This window comes from Maridesulfovibrio salexigens DSM 2638 (assembly GCF_000023445.1).
GTDB lineage: Bacteria > Desulfobacterota > Desulfovibrionia > Desulfovibrionales > Desulfovibrionaceae > Maridesulfovibrio > Maridesulfovibrio salexigens.
In genome coordinates this window covers 2,817,691-2,834,773 of sequence record NC_012881.1, presented here as the reverse complement: position 1 = coordinate 2,834,773, position 17,083 = coordinate 2,817,691, and the positions used below count along the sequence as shown (strand labels likewise).

Here is a 17,083-nt window from a genome sequence, read left to right as displayed (position 1 = left end):
TTGAATTTCAAGTTGCTATGGTTTTTTATTTATTTTATTGTATAGAGTAGAAATTAAACAAATTGCAGGTCTTGAATTATATCTAACTTTGATACTGTGTAAGTGAGGGGATATGAGGTTTCTAATTATTGACGATGATGAAACCGTCCACATGTACCTGAGTAAGCTGCTCTCACCGTATGCCAGATGTGAGGCAGTGTTCAACGGATCTGATGCCATTGAACTTTACAAGAAGGCGTATGAAGAAGAAGACCCGTTCGATACGGTGTTTATGGATATTCTTATGCCTGAAATGGACGGTCATGAAGCAACCAAGAAGTTGCGTGATCTGGAGAAAGAATTGAAGGTTGATGGGCCGGATGAATTCAAGCTGGTCATGATCACTTCCCTGAAGGACACCAAAAATGTCAGTCAGGCCTTTTTTAAGGGATATGCCAGTTGTTATATCGTAAAACCTTTTAGCAAGGTGCAGGTCATGAACGAGCTGCGTGAGAATAACATTCTTTAAGAAATTTCGACTGAACAAGCTGTAATAAAAAAGCGGGGCCTGTGGAGGGCCCCGCTTTTTTATTACAGAAGCTCGTCAATGACGGCGATGAAGAAGCTTGCAGCAACAGGCAGGATTTCATCGTTGAAATCATATTTGCTGTTGTGCAGGGCGGCGGAGTCAGAGCCGTTGCCGATCCAGACATAGCATCCCTTGGTGTGCTTCATGAAGAAAGCGTAGTCTTCAGCAGCCATGGATGATTCCATGTCGGTAACGACGTTTTCCGCGCCGACAACCTTTTCTGCCGCTTTTAAGCCTATTTCAGGAACTGAGTTAACCAGTACCGGATGTTTACGGACATAATCCAGCTCCGCTTTAACTCCGTACATGGTCGCAGCACCCTTGGCTACCTGACCTATGGATTCTTCAATGAGATCCTGAACATCCTCGTTGCAGGTACGAACGTTCCCCTGAACCATGACGCGGTCAGGGATTCCGTTCCGCATGCTGCCTCCGTGAACCTGGGTAATGGAAATTACACCGCGTTCGTGAGAGGGTACCTTGCGGACGATTATGGACTGCAACCCTTTGATGATATCCGCAACAGCGGCAAATGGTTCGTTGCTGACGTGAGGCATGGAAGCGTGCCCGCTTTTTCCGGTCACGTAGATTTCAAAGCGGTCTTCGGATGCCATGCAGGCACCGTTGTGAACGGCAATTTTGCCGGTCTCAAGTCCGGGCCAGTTATGGAATCCGAACATGTAGTCCACTTTGTATTTATCAAAGAAACCGTCTTCGATAACTCTAAGTGCTCCCTCGTATCCTTCTTCGCCGGACTGGAAAAGAAGGAGTACTGTGCCGTTAAAATCACGGTTCTTGGAGAGGTAGGCAGCAAGTGCGATCAAAGAGGTGCAGTGTCCATCGTGACCACATGCGTGCATTCTGCCTTGAACCTGAGATTTGTAGGCGAAGTCGTTTTCTTCTTCCATCTCAAGGGCATCAAAATCAACACGGAAAGCCACAGTTGTGTCGCCTTCTCCGCCTTTTATCTCAGCTACCACAGAGTTCACACCGCAATCGGAGTAAGGAATACCGTATTCATCAAGTTTGGACTTGATCAATTTTGCGGTTTCCACTGTCTCCAGGCCCACTTCGGGGTTGCGGTGGATATTGCGGCGGATTTCCTTCATTTCGTCAAGAAGGGCAAGAACTTCAGAATTCAAAGCCATTTAAATGTCTCCCATGAACTTGAGCACGCTCTGGGCAATGGCTGCGGAGCCGAGGTAAGTGGAGATCATGACGAAGATACTTACGATGACAATGCGCCAGCCGCTTTTCTTGAAGGTGTCAAGATCCTTACCGATAGATACACCAGCATAGGCAAGGATGGGGGTGGTCAGAGCCAGAAAGTGTACTTTGGCTACATAGGCGTTGACTGCTTCGGACATGGGAAATCCCGGAAGGCTGACAATTACGCCGTAAGTGATGACAAAGAGTACGGAAGGGATTTTTTTGAATACAAACATGTTGGTGGCCACACCGGCTATGCAGAGCAGGAGCAGGATGCCCATACCGGGCAGGGCTTCCACCATGTTGTTGTTGAAGCCAACATAGTTACCGATAAGAACCATGATGCTTACCAGTACGAGAACGGCTACGGATTCTATGAGGTTTTGCTGCTTAGTCATTATACGGCCTCCGGAGCAGTTTTATATTTGAGTTTGTAAATATAGTTGTAGAGCTTGTTGGACATGGGCAGGGCCAGAATCAGGGACATGTACACGCCGTCGATACCGGAGAGGGTGTTACTTGCTACACCGAAAGCCTGAATCTGCTCAGCCATTTCCGGATATGCGGCACTGAGGCTACCAACGGATGCAGTCATCATACTTGCACTACCAACGCCGGAGGCCATAGCCAGCGCGAAGGGGTGGAAGATTTCAAAGGCAGCGAGGAAAGAAGCCATTAAGCCGAAGAAGATGGTTCCGAAAACAGTACCGCAGATGTATACGCCCATTACGCCGCGTCCTTCAGCGGAGTCGAGGCCGTAGATGTCACCGATGAGAGCAACGTTCGGTTCGCGTGCGATGGAGTGGGCAGCGCCTACGGCTTCACGTTTCAGTCCAAGATACATAGCGATGGGGATACCGAGAAGCAGGGTGGCAATGTTACCGAATTCCTGCAGAACCAGAGCAGGGCCGGCCTTGAGGATTTCAAAGAATTTCGGACCTACAAGTGTTCCGTAACGGGCCATAAGCAGAAGCAGAGTCAGACCTACAAGTGTGCTGGCCTGAAACATATCCTTTTCTTTTACGACTTTGCAGAATTTGGGGCCGAGGAAGATACCGATAAACATTGCATAAAGCATGGGCAGCAGCACCAGTTTACCCGGACCTACTTTAAAAGTCATAATTCCTATGAGTTCGGAAACTACGACCAGAGCGAGAACCACAAGGTGCAGTTTAACGTTTTTCACAGCTTCATTCATAAAACACTCCACTGATGTTGGCTGCGTATGGCAGCCGGAAAGTTGTTGAATAAAATGCCTTTGCAGGCAAGACCATAATTTATTTCGGACACGACATAAATGTGTCCGAAAATGCGCCGAAAAAAAGCAGTGTCCCTTAAATCAACAAGCGGACCATCTTTTTGGGACGGCCTACCTGATTTGCCACTTCCCTGCCGTTGATTTCTGCAAAACCGCTGTCCAAAAACTTTTTTAAGACTCTGCGGGCACTGCGCTCGCCAATTCCTAGGCAGGCGGCAAAGTCCGAGGTGTCAAAAGTGTCTTTGCGGGTTTTGTCCATAAGGGACCTGATTTTATCCAGATAGCTGGGGCTGATGCCTATTTTCTTAGACATCTCAAGCAACTTGTCGTCAACGACATGTGTGCTGTACTCCAGCTCATCTTCCTCACCGATGGGGCCTCGAATCTGCGTTCCCTCGACAATAAAAAGCCCTCCTTTGTCGAGTTTCACTGCATTATCCAGAGCTTTGCGGGCTGATTTCTCAGCTTCAAAGGCTGTTGCCCCGATACCGATGCCGGAAGAAAAAATTATGTTACGCTCACGCCCCCAGCTGAGCAGTCTTTCAAAATGTTCGCGGTGCGGTTTGCTGTCGATTAGTCCGCGGGTGGCAAAAATTACGTATTCTTCAGTTCCGAAGTTGAAGAGACTGCCTTGAATAGCGCGAACGTATTCGAGGAGTTCCAGATAAAATCTGCCTCCGTTCTTCATATCATCGTATTGGTTGATGGAACTGCGGGTGATGGATTTGAGTTTTACAAGTTGGATGGCAATACCGGCAGAGCGCAGGCTTAAGTTTTTGATTCGCCCGGTCAGCCTGCTTAGCGAATCGCGAATTTGCAGAGTGCTGGCATAAAGTCTGAAAACCGGAAGACCCTGTTTCTTGAGTTCGCTGTATACATATCCGAATCCGGTTGCGATCGCTTCAACTTTGCCTGATTCGTAAAGCTCGATATGGCGGTTTAAATATTCCTGCTCACTGAGATGCAAGGCATAAGGCATGGAATGGATATCCTCCAGTTCCACTCCGAATTCGCGCACAACCTCAACAAGAATATCGTCACTGACCACGTCAATGCTGAGCCTGCCGGATTTGATGCCTTTCCGGTTCATTTCCGAAAGCACTCGCAACAGGCTGTATCCACCGCGCTGGATGTGCTCGTAGGGATTGGTTATCGTTCCCCGGGCCTTGGCTCCTTCCTGTACCGCAATGCCGGTAAAAAGGGTTCCGCTTGTTTCACGCTGGCATTGTTCAAGCACCTGCCATGAATCTTCTGCCCGTTCTCTTACATAAGTAAGCAGGGTGATGTCCGGGCAGCATCTGGCGGCTACCTCTGTAACTAGATTGATGGAATCGGAAGGGCCGATACAGCCGATTTTCATTGCAGGCATTTGATTGCGGATTTTAAAAATTATTATTGCGGATTGCGTAGAGCTTTGCTCGAAATTCAATTTAGGCCATGTCACAAATATGCCCTAAATAAGGGCTACTGTGCCTGCTACAGGTAAGAGTGTCAAGTAGGCAGGAAAAGTCTATGGCTCGTTCAAGTGCGTTATTGTGCGGTTTAAGTGGCACTTTGCGTTAAGTTTGGTCTTTTGATGTTCTTGTTGGTGAGTGATGTGCGGGTGTAATTACGTATTTCGCAAAAAAAATAATGTAAACTCAGATTTTGATGACGGGTAAATAAGTGTAAGTGCTTCTTTGTCTCATTGCTGAGGAGGGGGCTGTCTTGCTATACTGGTTCGTGCCTTAGGGAATTGTTGACCCGCCGCAGGCGACAGGATATTTAATTTGAAAATATTTATGCCAAGGAGTTGCATTATGTTGAAAAATCGAATTTTAGCTCTCTGCCTTGCTTTTTCCATGTGTATTGCTGTTTCCGGTTGCGCAGCTGTTGTGCTTGGCGGGGCTGCTGCTGGCGGCACATATGTATATATAACTGGTCAGGCTAAACAGAAGTTTAATGCTGATCTGGGCAGCACTTATAAGGCAGCACTCAAAGCCTGTCAGGATTTGAATCTGACGGTTAAAGAGAACAAAAAAAGACTTAGTGATGCGTCAATTAAAGCATTGGATGTAGATAAGGATGTGTTTATTGATCTGACCTATGTTTCTACGAAAGTGACTGAAGTTACTGTCAGATACGGAATTTTAGGCGACGAAGATGCTTCCCGAAGAATTCTGTCGGCTATTAATAAGAACTTCTAATTGATTTTTAGTGGTAATTATCTAGAGGCATCCTGCTGTAAGTAGGGTGCCTTTTTTGTTTTCATCCCCCCTTCATGATTTATTTAAAGGGGGGATCGGCAGGGAATAATTGTTGCGGGAATGGGAAGGAGGACGGTCAGAGACCATTTATTTTTTGTCTCGTGCTGAATCCATCTGACGGAAATCTGCATTCATGATGAAAGTGCGGTTGTCCTGAGTATTCCAGTTGTCGCTTGAAATCATGAACAGGTCGTTTTTGTCCTTCAGGTTCATGATCGGGCAGGCCGTCACTTTAGGCTTTGTTTTCGGACTCTTGTTCTGTTTCATGGCTTCCTCCGTTGGTTAAAGGTACATTTACCTATAAAGAAGATAACCTCTACAGAGGAACAAAACAACGCTTCTGAGCAAAAAAAATGGATATAAATTCAATCTTCTTGAATTGTAAGGATATTTTGTTTTTATGGATAAATGTCTGTAATAAAGGAATAAATTATAAACATCAGCTGTAATAATATAGAATATAACGACTAATTGGCAGTTGTCTTTTTCAGTTCAAGTAAGGTCAGCAAAGTATGTTGGACCGGAGAAAAATTGTCATCGGAAATTATGTAGATCCACTGGGCTCCTTCTTTGTCTTTAATGATATCCATACCTTCGTAATTGTCGCGTGGAATGGGAAGATTTATCTCACAAAAGAATTCCGGGCTAAGGACGGCTCCTTCCTTCATTTGATTTCTGTTTATGGTGCAGAAGCGGATTCCCAGTGTTCCGGGACCACGGTATTTTCGTTCAAGAATCAGGATTCTACCATCGGCAAGATTTCCGGCAGAAGTCGGGCGGTAATGAGAGTTTCGTTTATATTCAAAGTTAATCCACTTACCGTCTACGAATAGTGCCGCTTTAGAAAGAGCGCTTACTGAATCATCACCTTCAGTCAGGGTGAAAATACTGTTGTCCGGTAGTTTCAGTATGGCCTCAATTCCTCCATTCTTTGGTGAGTTTTTCAGTTGATCAGGGATAGAGAGAGTGGTCGCTTTTCCGGAAAGATCGAGAGGTGTGCCTGAATCGTAGCGGTTAATACGATGGACTCTTTCAAAAGCTACAAGGTAGCCTGATTCAGGAGCACGGCATAGAGCTTCGCTGTCAGCATAGTATTTTACTGCGAAAGTCTTGCCTTCCGTATTGAGCAGCTGCCCCATTTCGGCTCTACGCTCAACATTTTTTAGTGAACCGTCTTGTTTGTAATTCAGAGAACCTTTCAGCCAGAATCCCATATCGGATATTGCCAGAAAAGTTTTGCGGTCATTGCTGAGTAAAATATCCGAAAAACCTCCAAAAGCAGGGTAGGGGCTGTTTAGAATTAAGGTTCCACGGTATTCAAGGTCGGGTCTAGATAGCTCAATTTTTTTTCCTGCTTGCGGTCCCTCTTGTTCACTTACTAAAGTGATCGGAACTGGATTAAGTCCCGGCTGTGCTGCATTTTTCAGTTCTGTTGATGCTCCGAAGAGTAGGGTCAGAGGAGTACTGAAAAGAATGAGAATGAAGATAACGAGTTTTTTCATTTTTTTATCTCGAAGAAGACGTTTTTGGATTATAAGCTATGCAGATTACGTAAAATTTGATTAAATACGGTACGTTTCTTGTATATTGTAAAAGCAGCATAGGGAAGCCTTCGCGAGTGTGAATTGAGATAGGATTTTGGCTACCTCTGCTTTTAAGGCATATTAACCGGAGAACATGGAAAGTGAAACAGCTATTCACTCTAACTTTTCTTATTATAAGCGTATTTTTTTCTACATTCGCCCAGGCTGAAAGTGAGAAACGTAACGTCCTTTATCTGAACTCATATCAGAATGGCTACAGGTGGTCGGATGATATCCTCGATGGCGTTCGCGATACATTTGCGGCCAGCGGGCTGAATATTGATCTGCATATTGAGTATATGGACACGAAGCGTTTTAAGGATCAGGATTTTATGGAAATCCTGCATTCATATTACGTATTCAAATATCAGAAGTACAAGTTCTCAGCCATTGTTGTTTCGGATAACAATGCCCTTAATTTTTTGCTTCGCTACCGGGAGACTTTCTTTCCCGGTGTGCCGGTTATTTTCAGTGGAATAAATGACTTCCGTCCAGAGCTTATCGAAGGTCTAGATAATTATTGCGGGGTGCTTGAGAACCCGGATATCAAGGATAATTTAGAGCTTGCCTTAAAGATCAACCCTAATGTTCACAAGGTCGTTGTTGTCGGGGACCAGTCCGTTACTTCCCGTGCTATTAGAGCGCAGATTATGAAGGCTGAGCCTCTATTTAAGGGAGTAATCAAATTTGAATACTGGAATGATATGCCTCTGGTCGATTTGTTAGCTCATTCCCGGACGATGACTGAGAACGAAATTTTGCTGTTTACTCCTTTTTACAAAGGAGCGCACGGCGAGCTATTCTCTTCCGAGGAAGTGCTCAATATTATATACCAAAATTCTCCAGTAATGATCTTTAGTGTCTGGGAGTTTCTGCTTGGGCACGGGATTGTCGGAGGTAAGCTGCTTTCCGGTAATGATCAGGGTCGCAAGGCTGCTGAGATGGCCCTGCATGTGCTTAAGACCGGTACTATGCCGAAGGAAAGGGTCGTCAAGGTTACAAATGAATATTATATGTTCGACTATAACGTATTGGAACGATTTAACATTAATAGCGATATCCTTCCTGAAGACAGCATAATAATCAACGAACCGGATTACTTTTACAAACTTGATAAGCAGGTCTTCTGGATAATTATTGTTTCCATTCTCGGATTGAGTCTGATTCTGGTGATGCTGATCATCTCTATTTTGCAGCGGCGTAAGGTAGAAAAACGCATCAAGGCTCAGCTTTCCTTTCAGGAAATCCTTATGGACACCATTCCCTTGCTGATCTGTTGGAAAGATAAGCAGCAACGTTATCTGGGGGCTAACCATTCTTTTACTGATTTCTTCGGGCTTGGTTCTCCGTGGGCGCTGGTTGGATTAAATGACTCGGAGATTGATCTTCACCGTAGGTTTGCGGAGCAGGCTGCGGTCTGGGATAAAAAGGTTTTGAAATCCGGCAAGCCGCGTATGGGCATTAACTGGTCTCTTATCCGTGATGGTGAAGACCCGGTCTGGTTGGAGATTAACAAGGTTCCTCTTTACAATGAAAAAGGTGAGGTTGTGGGTACTCTCTCAACCGCTGAGGATGTGACCCGTAAGGTCAACCTTGAAAAACAACTTTTCCAGTCCCAGAAAATGGAGGCTATCGGTACTCTGGCCGGTGGTATTGCCCATGATTTCAATAATATCCTGACTTCAATTATGAACTCTGTAGAGCTGGCTCTAAGTGACATTGAGGAAGACACAATCACATGGAAAGATCTTGACCGGGCTATCAAGGCTGCCCAGCGCGGCAGCAGGGTGGTTAAGCAGATCCTGACTTTCAGCAGGCCCTCACAGGAAGGTTTTAAGCCTACTGACATTGGTGAGGTGGTTAAGGAAACAGTCGATTTTATTAAAGCTTCACTGCCGCGTAATATTCGGGTATCAGCCAGGGTCCCGGAAGGGGCTCCACTGGTTATGGCTGATCCGACCCAGATTCATCAGGTGATCATGAACCTGTGCACCAACTCTTTCCATTCGCTGAAAGGACGGGGCGGAAGTATTGATGTTGCTCTGACCACTGTTGAGGTTGAAGATGAGCAGGCCCAGTTCATGCGCGTTGCTCCCGGTGTATATATCCGTTTGGAAATTTCTGATAACGGACCGGGAATTCCTGTTGAAATACTGGACAAAATTTTTGATCCTTTCTTTACCACCAAAGGCAAGGCGGAAGGAACCGGGCTGGGACTGGCTGTTGTGCACGGCTTGATCAAGGGCCATGGCGGGGGTATTTCCGTAAGCAGTACTCCCGATGTTAAGACTTCATTTGAAATCTATCTTCCGGTGCAGGGACAGCTGCGCGATATTGCTCGCAAGAGTTTCAGGTCCTTGCCTATGGGACGGGAGAACATCCTTTTTGTAGAGGATGATGAAGATCAGTTGGAAACTACTCCGCGGATTCTGGAGAGTCTCGGTTATATGGTCACAGCTCTTGCTTCGCCGGAGAAAGCGTTTAATTTGATTGTAGACGAGCCCGGTAGATTTGATTTGATGATAACGGACTACGATATGCCGCACACTAATGGTCTTGAATTAGCCCGCTTGGTTCAGGATGTGGCTCCGGATCTGCCTATTCTGGTTGTTTCCGGCAGGCGCAATGTGCTCAGTTACGTAGCTGATGTTGAATATGATGTTAAAAGTGTTAAGAAGGTTTTAATGAAGCCTTACAATAAAACGATTATTGCCGACGCAATTCGAGAAGTTCTTTCTTCTACGGAGAACATAGATGGGTAGAATTCTGATTATCGATGATGATGTTCAGGTTTGTGAAACAATTGAGAGTCTCATTGTCCGGACCGGGCATGAAGCTGTCAGTTCTTACAATTTGAGGGACGGTCTTTCCAAGGTTCAATCCGGTGATTTTGATCTTGTCTTCCTTGATATTTCCCTGCCTGACGGGAATGGGCTCGATTATTTACAACAGGTTAAGGATTCCTCGGGTTGTCCTGAGGTTATCATCCTTACCGGTAAGGGTGATGCAGATGGTGCTGAGCTGGCTATTCAAGGTGGGGCTTGGGATTTTCTGGTTAAACCATCATCTGTAAAGCAGATTACTCTTTCCATGCGCAGAGCCCTTGAATTTCATGAAGAGAAGCAGAACAAAGCTCAGTGTGTTGCTCTTAATCTGGATAATATAGTTGGCAAGAGTGTCGAAATTAAAGGGTGTTATGATCTTGTTGCCCATGCGTCCGGCTCTGATGCCAATGTGCTGGTGAATGGTGAGACCGGAACAGGTAAGGAACTCTTTGCCCAGACCATCCACGAAAATTCCAAGCGTTCGGGGAATAACTTTGTGGTTGTTGACTGTGCCTCTTTGACTGAAACTTTGGTGGAGAGCACTCTTTTCGGGCACAAGCGTGGTTCTTTTACCGGAGCGCAGGCAGATCGTAAGGGGCTTATTCCATTAGCAGACAAGGGGACTCTGTTTCTCGATGAAGTAGGGGAGATGCCTCTTTCGGTTCAGAAGTCTTTTCTTAGGGTTTTGCAGGAGCGCACTTATCGTCCGGTCGGTGAGAATAGAGAATTCAAAAGTGATTTTAGACTGATTGCCGCAACAAACCGTGATCTTGAGGCTATGGTCGCAAAAGGCGAGTTCCGTCAGGATCTGCTTTACCGTATTCAGACTATCCATATTCATTTGCCCCCCTTGCGCGAGAGGGAAGGGGATATTCGTGAGCTCACGGCCTTTCATCTTTCACGGCTCAGTGCCCAGTATGGCGTACCGCCAAAGGTTGCCAGCTCTGACTTTTATGACGTGCTCGACAATTACGATTGGCCCGGGAACGTGCGCCAGTTGTTCAACGTAGTCGAACAGGCTTTTGTGGCTTCCGGTTCCGGTAATACTATTTATGCAATGCACCTTTCCGATTCATTGCGCATTAAATTGGCCAAATCAAACCTTAGAAAAAGTGGCCAGGTGCTTTCGGAAGAGGTTGGTCAAATTGATCGGAATGCTGCTGAGTCAGCGGTTCAGCCTGTGTCTGAAAAAAAAGACACAGTGATACTGAACCGAGATTCAGTCTTAGGCAACACAGTGTCCGATATACTTACTGAAGAACTGCCGCCGCTTAAAATTTTTAAGGGTATGGCCGAGAAAAAATATCTTGAAGAACTTCTTCTGAGGCATGAGGGTGACACCGCGACAATCCTCAAAATATCAGGCCTTTCTCGTTCCCATTTTTATGCGCTTTTAAAGAAGCATGGGATAAATGATTAACGTTAGTAAGTACCTGTTGTGAATTGTGAAATAGAAAATAATCATTGAATAAACGTTCAGTCTGGTTTTTAAGACTAAGCCTTGTCTTTTTTTGAGGACAAGGCTTTTTTTACGTGCTGTGGACAAGAATCGTTGGGATGCGGGCTTTTCTCCCAATGTTTCAGTCCGGTGACAGATAAATGCTTTTTTTAAAGCGATTTTTAAGTGTCTTAAAAATCGGACATGGATGAGCGTTCACTTATGAATGTAAGAGGTTTAGGTCTTTAAATGCCTGAATATCCATGCTTTTATCTCTTGTCAGAAACTTGGCACGTAAATTGATAACTGGGGCTTATGTGAGTGTTCAACCTTGCGCCTTGGGTTCCGATTGTTTCAGCAAGGTTTTTATTACTCGGTGAGGTTACTACATTAAAATCTCTTAAGGAGCTTACTTAATGGCTAAGAACATGAAAACTATGGATGGTAACACAGCTACTGCTCACGTATCTTATGCGATGAGCGATACTGCTGCCATCTATCCCATCACTCCTTCATCCACCATGGGTGAAGTCGCAGAAGAGTGGGCAGCACAGGGCCGCAAGAACATCTTCGGTCAGGTTCTCAACGTAAAACAGCTTCAGTCTGAAGCTGGTGCCGCCGGTGCCGTTCACGGCGCTCTCGCAGCTGGCGCGCTTACTTCTACTTATACTGCATCGCAGGGTCTCCTGCTTATGATCCCCAACATGTACAAAATCTCCGGTGAACTTCTTCCCGGTGTTTTTCATGTTTCCGCCCGTGCCATCGCAGCACAGGCTCTTTCCATCTTCGGTGATCATCAGACGTAATGGCTTGCCGCCAGACCGGTTTCGCGATGCTGGCATCCAGCTCCGTACAGGAATGTATGGACATCGCCCTTATTTCCCATCTCGCATCCATCGAATCCAGCGTGCCTTTCCTGCACATGTTCGACGGCTTCCGTACTTCTCACGAAATTCAGAAGATCGAAGTTATCGATTACGAAGACATGAAGTCTCTCGTAGACTGGGATGCAGTTGCAGCTTTCCGCGCAAGAGGAATGAATCCTGAGAATCCCGCTATCCGCGGTACCGCTCAGAACCCTGATATTTACTACCAGGCACGTGAAGCAGCTAACGGCTTCTACGATCAGCTTCCCGCTATCGTAACCAACTGCATGAAGAAAGTAGGCGACCTGACCGGTCGTTACTACAAACCCTTCGACTACGTTGGTCACGAAGAAGCTGAAAGAGTTATCGTTGCTATGGGTTCCGGCTGTGAAGCAATTGAAGAAGTTGTTAACAAGCTCGTTGCTGAAGGCGAAAAAGTCGGTCTCATCAAAGTCCGCCTGTACCGTCCTTTCCTTACCGAGTACTTCCTCAACGTTCTGCCCGCAACCTGCACCAACATTACTGTACTGGACCGCACCAAAGAGCCCGGCGCTCTCGGCGATCCCCTGTACCAGGATGTTTGCACCGCATTCATGGAAAGCGGCATGAGCCCCGTTATCACTGCCGGCCGTTACGGTCTCGGTTCCAAAGAGTTCCGTCCCAACATGGTTAAAGCAGTATTCGACAACATGAAAGCTGCCGGTCCTAAGAACCACTTCAACGTAGGTATCGAAGACGACGTTACCAACACTTCCCTCGCAGTAGGTCCTGACATGGACACCACTCCCGAAGGAACTGTTCAGTGTAAGTTCTGGGGTCTCGGTGCTGACGGTACTGTTGGTGCTAACAAGCAGGCTATTAAAATCATCGGTGACAAAACCGATATGTACGCACAGGGTTACTTCGCTTACGACTCCAAGAAGTCCGGCGGTATTACCATGTCTCACCTGCGTTTTGGTCACAGCCCAATTCAGTCCACTTACCTCGTAAGCAGCGCTGACTTCATCGCATGCCACAACTCCAGCTACGTACACCAGTACGATCTGCTTGAAGGCATCAAAGAAGGCGGAACCTTCCTTATCAACTCCCCCTGGTCTGCAGAAGACATGGAGAAGGAACTTCCCGCTGAACTGCGCCGCACCATCGCTGAGAAGAACCTCAAGTTCTACACCATCGACGCTGTTAAAATCGCAGCTGAAGTAGGTCTCGGCGGTCGCATCAACATGGTAATGCAGACTGCATTCTTCAAGCTCGCTGATGTTATTCCTTTTGATGACGCTGTTGCGTACCTCAAAGAATCCATCAAGAAAGCATACGGCAAGAAAGGTGACAAGATCGTCAACATGAACAACGCTGCTGTTGACCAGGCTGTTGCCAACCTTGTTGAAATCAATGTTCCTGAATCTTGGAAAGACCTCACTGATGACGAAGCGGCCGTATCTGATGATCCGGCATTCATCACCGATGTTGTCCGTCCCATCCTTGCTCAGAAAGGTGACAACCTGCCTGTTTCCGCTTTTGAGCCTGACGGCCTCTTCCCTCTTTCCACTGCTCAGTACGAAAAACGCGGCGTTGCTATCAACGTTCCCGAATGGCTGCCTGAAAACTGCATTCAGTGTAACCAGTGTGCATTTGTTTGCCCGCACGCAGCTATCCGTCCCGTACTCGTAACTGAAGACGAACTGAAAGACGCTCCTGAGTCCTTCGTAACCATCGATGCTAAAGGTAAAGAGCTCAAAGGTCTCAAATACCGCATGCAGGTTTACGCTCAGGACTGCCTCGGCTGCGGTAACTGCGCAGATATCTGCCCCGCAAAAGAGTCCGCTCTGGTTATGAAGCCCACCGCTTCCCAGCTCGGAACCGAAGTTCCCAACCTTGATTTTGCCATGACCATCCCCGAAAAGGATAACCTCATGAGCAGAAGCACTGTTAAGGGTTCCCAGTTCCAGCGTCCTCTGATGGAATTCTCCGGTGCATGCTCCGGTTGTGGTGAAACTCCCTACGTTAAAGCTATCACCCAGCTCTTCGGCGAGCGTATGATCATCGCCAACGCTACCGGTTGTTCCTCCATCTGGGGTGCATCCGCTCCGACCACTCCTTACTGCACTAACAAGAACGGTCACGGTCCCACCTGGGGCAACTCCCTGTTCGAAGATGCAGCTGAGTTCGGATACGGTATTGAAATGGGTATCTCCCACCGTCGTGAAAAACTGGCTGACCTCGTAGGCGAAGCTCTTGAAGCAGGCGTTCCTGCTGAGCTCGAAGCCGACATGAAGGCATGGCTGGAAAACAAAGATAACGCTGCTCTCTCCGAAGAGTACGGTCAGAAAGTTGTGGACGGCATCTACGGTGCTCCCCAGACCGAACTTCTCGCTGAGATCGCTGACATGGAAGACCTCTTCACCAAGAAATCCCTCTGGGTATTCGGTGGTGACGGTTGGGCATACGACATCGGCTTCGGCGGTGTTGACCACGTCCTCGCTTCCGGTCGCGACATCAATATCCTCGTAATGGATACTGAAGTATACTCCAACACTGGTGGTCAGTCCTCCAAGGCTACCCCTCTCGGCTCCATCGCCAAGTTCGCAGCTGGTGGTAAGAACACCGGTAAGAAAGACCTTGGCCGCATGATGATGAGCTACGGTTACGTATACGTAGCATCCGTATCCATGGGCGCTAACAAGCAGCAGTTCATGAAGGCAATCCAGGAAGCTGAAGCTTACCCCGGTCCTTCTCTCGTAATCTGCTACGCTCCTTGCATTAACCAGGGTATCAGAAAGGGTATGGGTAAAACCCAGCTCGAAATGAAGCTCGCAGTAGATTCCGGTTACTGGCCGCTCTACCGCTACAACCCCCTGCTTGCTGAAGAAGGCAAGAACCCCTTCGTTCTGGAGTCCAAAGCTCCTGACGGAACCATGCAGGAGTTCATGGCTGGCGAAAACCGCTACGGCCTGCTTGAGCGTCTCAACCCCGAAGCATCCAAAGAGTACCGCGCTAAAATCGAAAAAGATTATAACGAAAGGTACGAAATCTTGAAATACATGGCTGAAGCTGATTACAGCGGAAGCAAATAGCACCACCCGCGCCTGCGGACGGGCCTGCACAGGTGGCCCGTCCGCAGCACCCCCTCTTTCTGCGAATTGTGGAAGGTGTCGTAGTAAGAGGAGGGCAGGGCAAAGTCGTTTCAACAGACTTACCCAAAAAACGTTGAGCCAGTGCCGTACTTATGTGGTATGATGGAAGTGTTTTCATCAGAGTGCGGCAAGAACACAAGTGATTTTCACTGCTTAAGGAGGAAACATGTCTGTAGGAATTTTAGCCCTTGTTGCGATCATCCCGATCGTACTGGCATTGGTACTGATGGTTGGCCTGCGTTGGCCCGCTACTAAAGCTATGCCCGTTGCATGGCTTTCCGCTGTTGCAGGCGCAATTGCCGTCTGGAACCTGCCCGCAGCTTACGTTGCTGCTCTTACCGTTCACGGTTTTATCACCGCCATCGGCGTCCTGATCATTGTTTTCGGGGCCATTATCATTCTCTATACTCTTCAATATTCCGGTGGTATGGAAACCATTCAGTACGGTTTCCAGGGTATCAGCCGTGACCGCCGCGTACAGGTTCTGATTATCGGTTACCTGTTTGCTGCCTTCATCGAAGGTGCCGCAGGTTTCGGTACTCCCGCAGCTCTGGCAGCTCCGCTGCTCCTCAGCCTCGGGTTCCCCCCCCTGTGTGCAGTCGTAATGTGTCTGGTTTACAACTCCTTCCCCGTAACCTTCGGTGCTGTTGGTACCCCGGTTATCCTCGGTTTTAAATACCTGACTTCTTACGTTGACCAGGCTATCGCAGCAGCAGTTCCCGGCCTGAACTTCTCCTCCATGGAAATGTTCAACGCCATCGTTGGTCAGTGGGCAACCGTAATGCACGTTCCCATGATCTACATTCTGCCCATTTTCATGCTCGGTTTCATGACTCGCTTCTTCGGTGAAAACAAGAGCTGGTCTGAAGGTTTCGGCGCATGGAAATTCTCCCTTTTCGCATCCACCGCTTTCACCGTTCCTTACCTCCTTACCGCATGGTTCGTAGGACCCGAGTTCCCCTCCCTTCTTGGTGGTCTCGTAGGTCTTGGTATCGCTGTATACGGTGCAAAGAAAGGTTTCTGCGTACCTGAAAAATCTTGGGACTTCGGCGCACCCTCCACTTGGGATGCTGAATGGACCGGTTCTGTTTCCGCTGAAAACTCCGGTGAATTTAAAGCTCACATGAGCCAGTTCAAGGCATGGACCCCTTACATTCTTATCGGTCTCATCCTTGTTATTACCCGTATCCCCGAGCTCGGCCTGAAAGGCATGCTCGCTGGCGTTGCAATTCCCTTTAAAAACATTCTCGGCTTTGAATCCGTAAACAACTCCATCAAGGTTCTGTACCTCCCCGGTACCATTCCTTTCGCACTTGTTGCAGTACTGACCATCTTCATCCACGGCATGCCTGCTGACAAAGCAGCAACCGCTTGGAAAGAAGCAATCGCAAAAATGAAGAACCCCACCATCGCACTGTTCTTCTCCGTAGCGCTGGTATCCATCTTCCGCGGTTCCGGTATTGCTGATGCAGCACTGAACCCCAATGGCTACATGTCCATGCCTCTGGCACTGGCTGAAGCTGTTTCCGGTCTTGCCGGTCACACCTGGCCCATGTTTGCATCCTTCGTTGGTGGTCTCGGTTCCTTCATCACCGGTTCTAACACCGTATCCGACCTTCTCTTCGCTGAATTCCAGTGGGGCGTAGCCGCTAAGCTCGATCTGCCCCGTCAGATTATCGTAGCAGCACAGGGTGTTGGTGGTGCAATGGGTAACATGATCTGCATCCATAACATCGTTGCAGCATGTGCAGTTGTTGGTCTCTCCGGTATGGAAGGCGCAATCCTCAAACGTACCGTATGGCCCTTCCTCGTATACGGCGTGGTTGTAGGTATCGTAGCTTGCGTACTTTCCTTCGTAATGTATCCGACTCTGTTCTAATTAAATAACGTCCCCTCAGGGCCGGAGACGGCTCCGGCCCTGAGAGTTTGATTAGTTCAGATTGATTTATATAAATG

The 17,083-nt window shown here is 47.6% G+C and carries 11 protein-coding genes and 1 pseudogene; 6 read left to right on the top strand and 6 right to left on the bottom strand.

All coding sequences use genetic code 11. From position 1 onward, the window contains the following. Positions 1-112: 112 nt before the first annotated feature. The gene (locus tag DESAL_RS13025; RefSeq protein ID WP_015852455.1) at positions 113-508 is read left to right on the top strand and encodes a response regulator; all 396 of its coding nucleotides are present in this window, start codon (positions 113-115) and stop codon (positions 506-508) included. Positions 509-570: 62 nt separating this feature from the next. On the opposite strand, the gene DESAL_RS13020 is transcribed toward DESAL_RS13025, so the two are convergent. From DESAL_RS13020 to DESAL_RS13005, 4 genes are all read right to left on the bottom strand, one after another. Beyond that, positions 571-1,716, bottom strand: a complete 1,146-nt coding sequence (locus tag DESAL_RS13020) for an amidohydrolase (protein WP_015852454.1) — start codon at positions 1,714-1,716, stop codon at positions 571-573. Continuing rightward, a complete protein-coding gene (locus DESAL_RS13015) occupies positions 1,717-2,175 on the bottom strand; it encodes a hypothetical protein (RefSeq protein ID WP_015852453.1) in 459 nt (152 codons plus the stop codon). Next, entirely contained in the window at positions 2,175-2,975 is an 801-nt protein-coding gene (locus DESAL_RS13010; RefSeq protein ID WP_015852452.1) for a DUF3100 domain-containing protein, read from the bottom strand. Before DESAL_RS13010 ends, DESAL_RS13015 begins: the two co-directional genes overlap by 1 nt. Positions 2,976-3,111: 136 nt before the next feature. Continuing rightward, the gene (locus DESAL_RS13005) at positions 3,112-4,404 is read right to left on the bottom strand and encodes a hypothetical protein (protein ID WP_015852451.1); all 1,293 of its coding nucleotides are present in this window, start codon (positions 4,402-4,404) and stop codon (positions 3,112-3,114) included. A 430-nt stretch (positions 4,405-4,834) separates the two neighbouring features. Here DESAL_RS13005 and DESAL_RS13000 point away from each other — a divergent pair, with 430 nt between their 5' ends. Further along, the gene (locus tag DESAL_RS13000; protein ID WP_015852450.1) at positions 4,835-5,221 is read left to right on the top strand and encodes a DUF3568 domain-containing protein; all 387 of its coding nucleotides are present in this window, start codon (positions 4,835-4,837) and stop codon (positions 5,219-5,221) included. 147 nt (positions 5,222-5,368) lie between these two features. On the opposite strand, the gene DESAL_RS12995 is transcribed toward DESAL_RS13000, so the two are convergent. Further along, positions 5,369-5,548, bottom strand: a complete 180-nt coding sequence (locus DESAL_RS12995; protein ID WP_015852449.1) for a hypothetical protein — start codon at positions 5,546-5,548, stop codon at positions 5,369-5,371. A 200-nt stretch (positions 5,549-5,748) separates the two neighbouring features. After that, positions 5,749-6,783: an esterase-like activity of phytase family protein gene (locus DESAL_RS12990; protein WP_015852448.1), complete on the bottom strand. Its 1,035-nt coding sequence runs from the start codon at positions 6,781-6,783 to the stop codon at positions 5,749-5,751. A 182-nt stretch (positions 6,784-6,965) separates the two neighbouring features. On the opposite strand from DESAL_RS12990, the gene DESAL_RS12985 reads away from it, so the two are divergent. The 4 genes and pseudogenes from DESAL_RS12985 to DESAL_RS12970 all read left to right on the top strand — a co-directional run bounded on the left by DESAL_RS12985 (position 6,966) and on the right by DESAL_RS12970 (position 17,006). Continuing rightward, the gene (locus DESAL_RS12985; protein ID WP_015852447.1) at positions 6,966-9,626 is read left to right on the top strand and encodes a hybrid sensor histidine kinase/response regulator; all 2,661 of its coding nucleotides are present in this window, start codon (positions 6,966-6,968) and stop codon (positions 9,624-9,626) included. Next, a complete protein-coding gene (locus DESAL_RS12980; protein WP_015852446.1) occupies positions 9,619-11,109 on the top strand; it encodes a sigma-54-dependent transcriptional regulator in 1,491 nt (496 codons plus the stop codon). The genes DESAL_RS12985 and DESAL_RS12980 overlap by 8 nt, the downstream gene beginning before the upstream one ends. 434 nt (positions 11,110-11,543) lie before the next feature. Beyond that, positions 11,544-15,067 (top strand): annotated as a pseudogene (nifJ, locus tag DESAL_RS12975) (pyruvate:ferredoxin (flavodoxin) oxidoreductase). A gap of 226 nt (positions 15,068-15,293) precedes the next feature. Further along, positions 15,294-17,006 (top strand): L-lactate permease, encoded by a 1,713-nt coding sequence (locus tag DESAL_RS12970; protein ID WP_015852445.1) that lies wholly within the window; start codon positions 15,294-15,296, stop codon positions 17,004-17,006. Positions 17,007-17,083 lie beyond the last annotated feature (77 nt).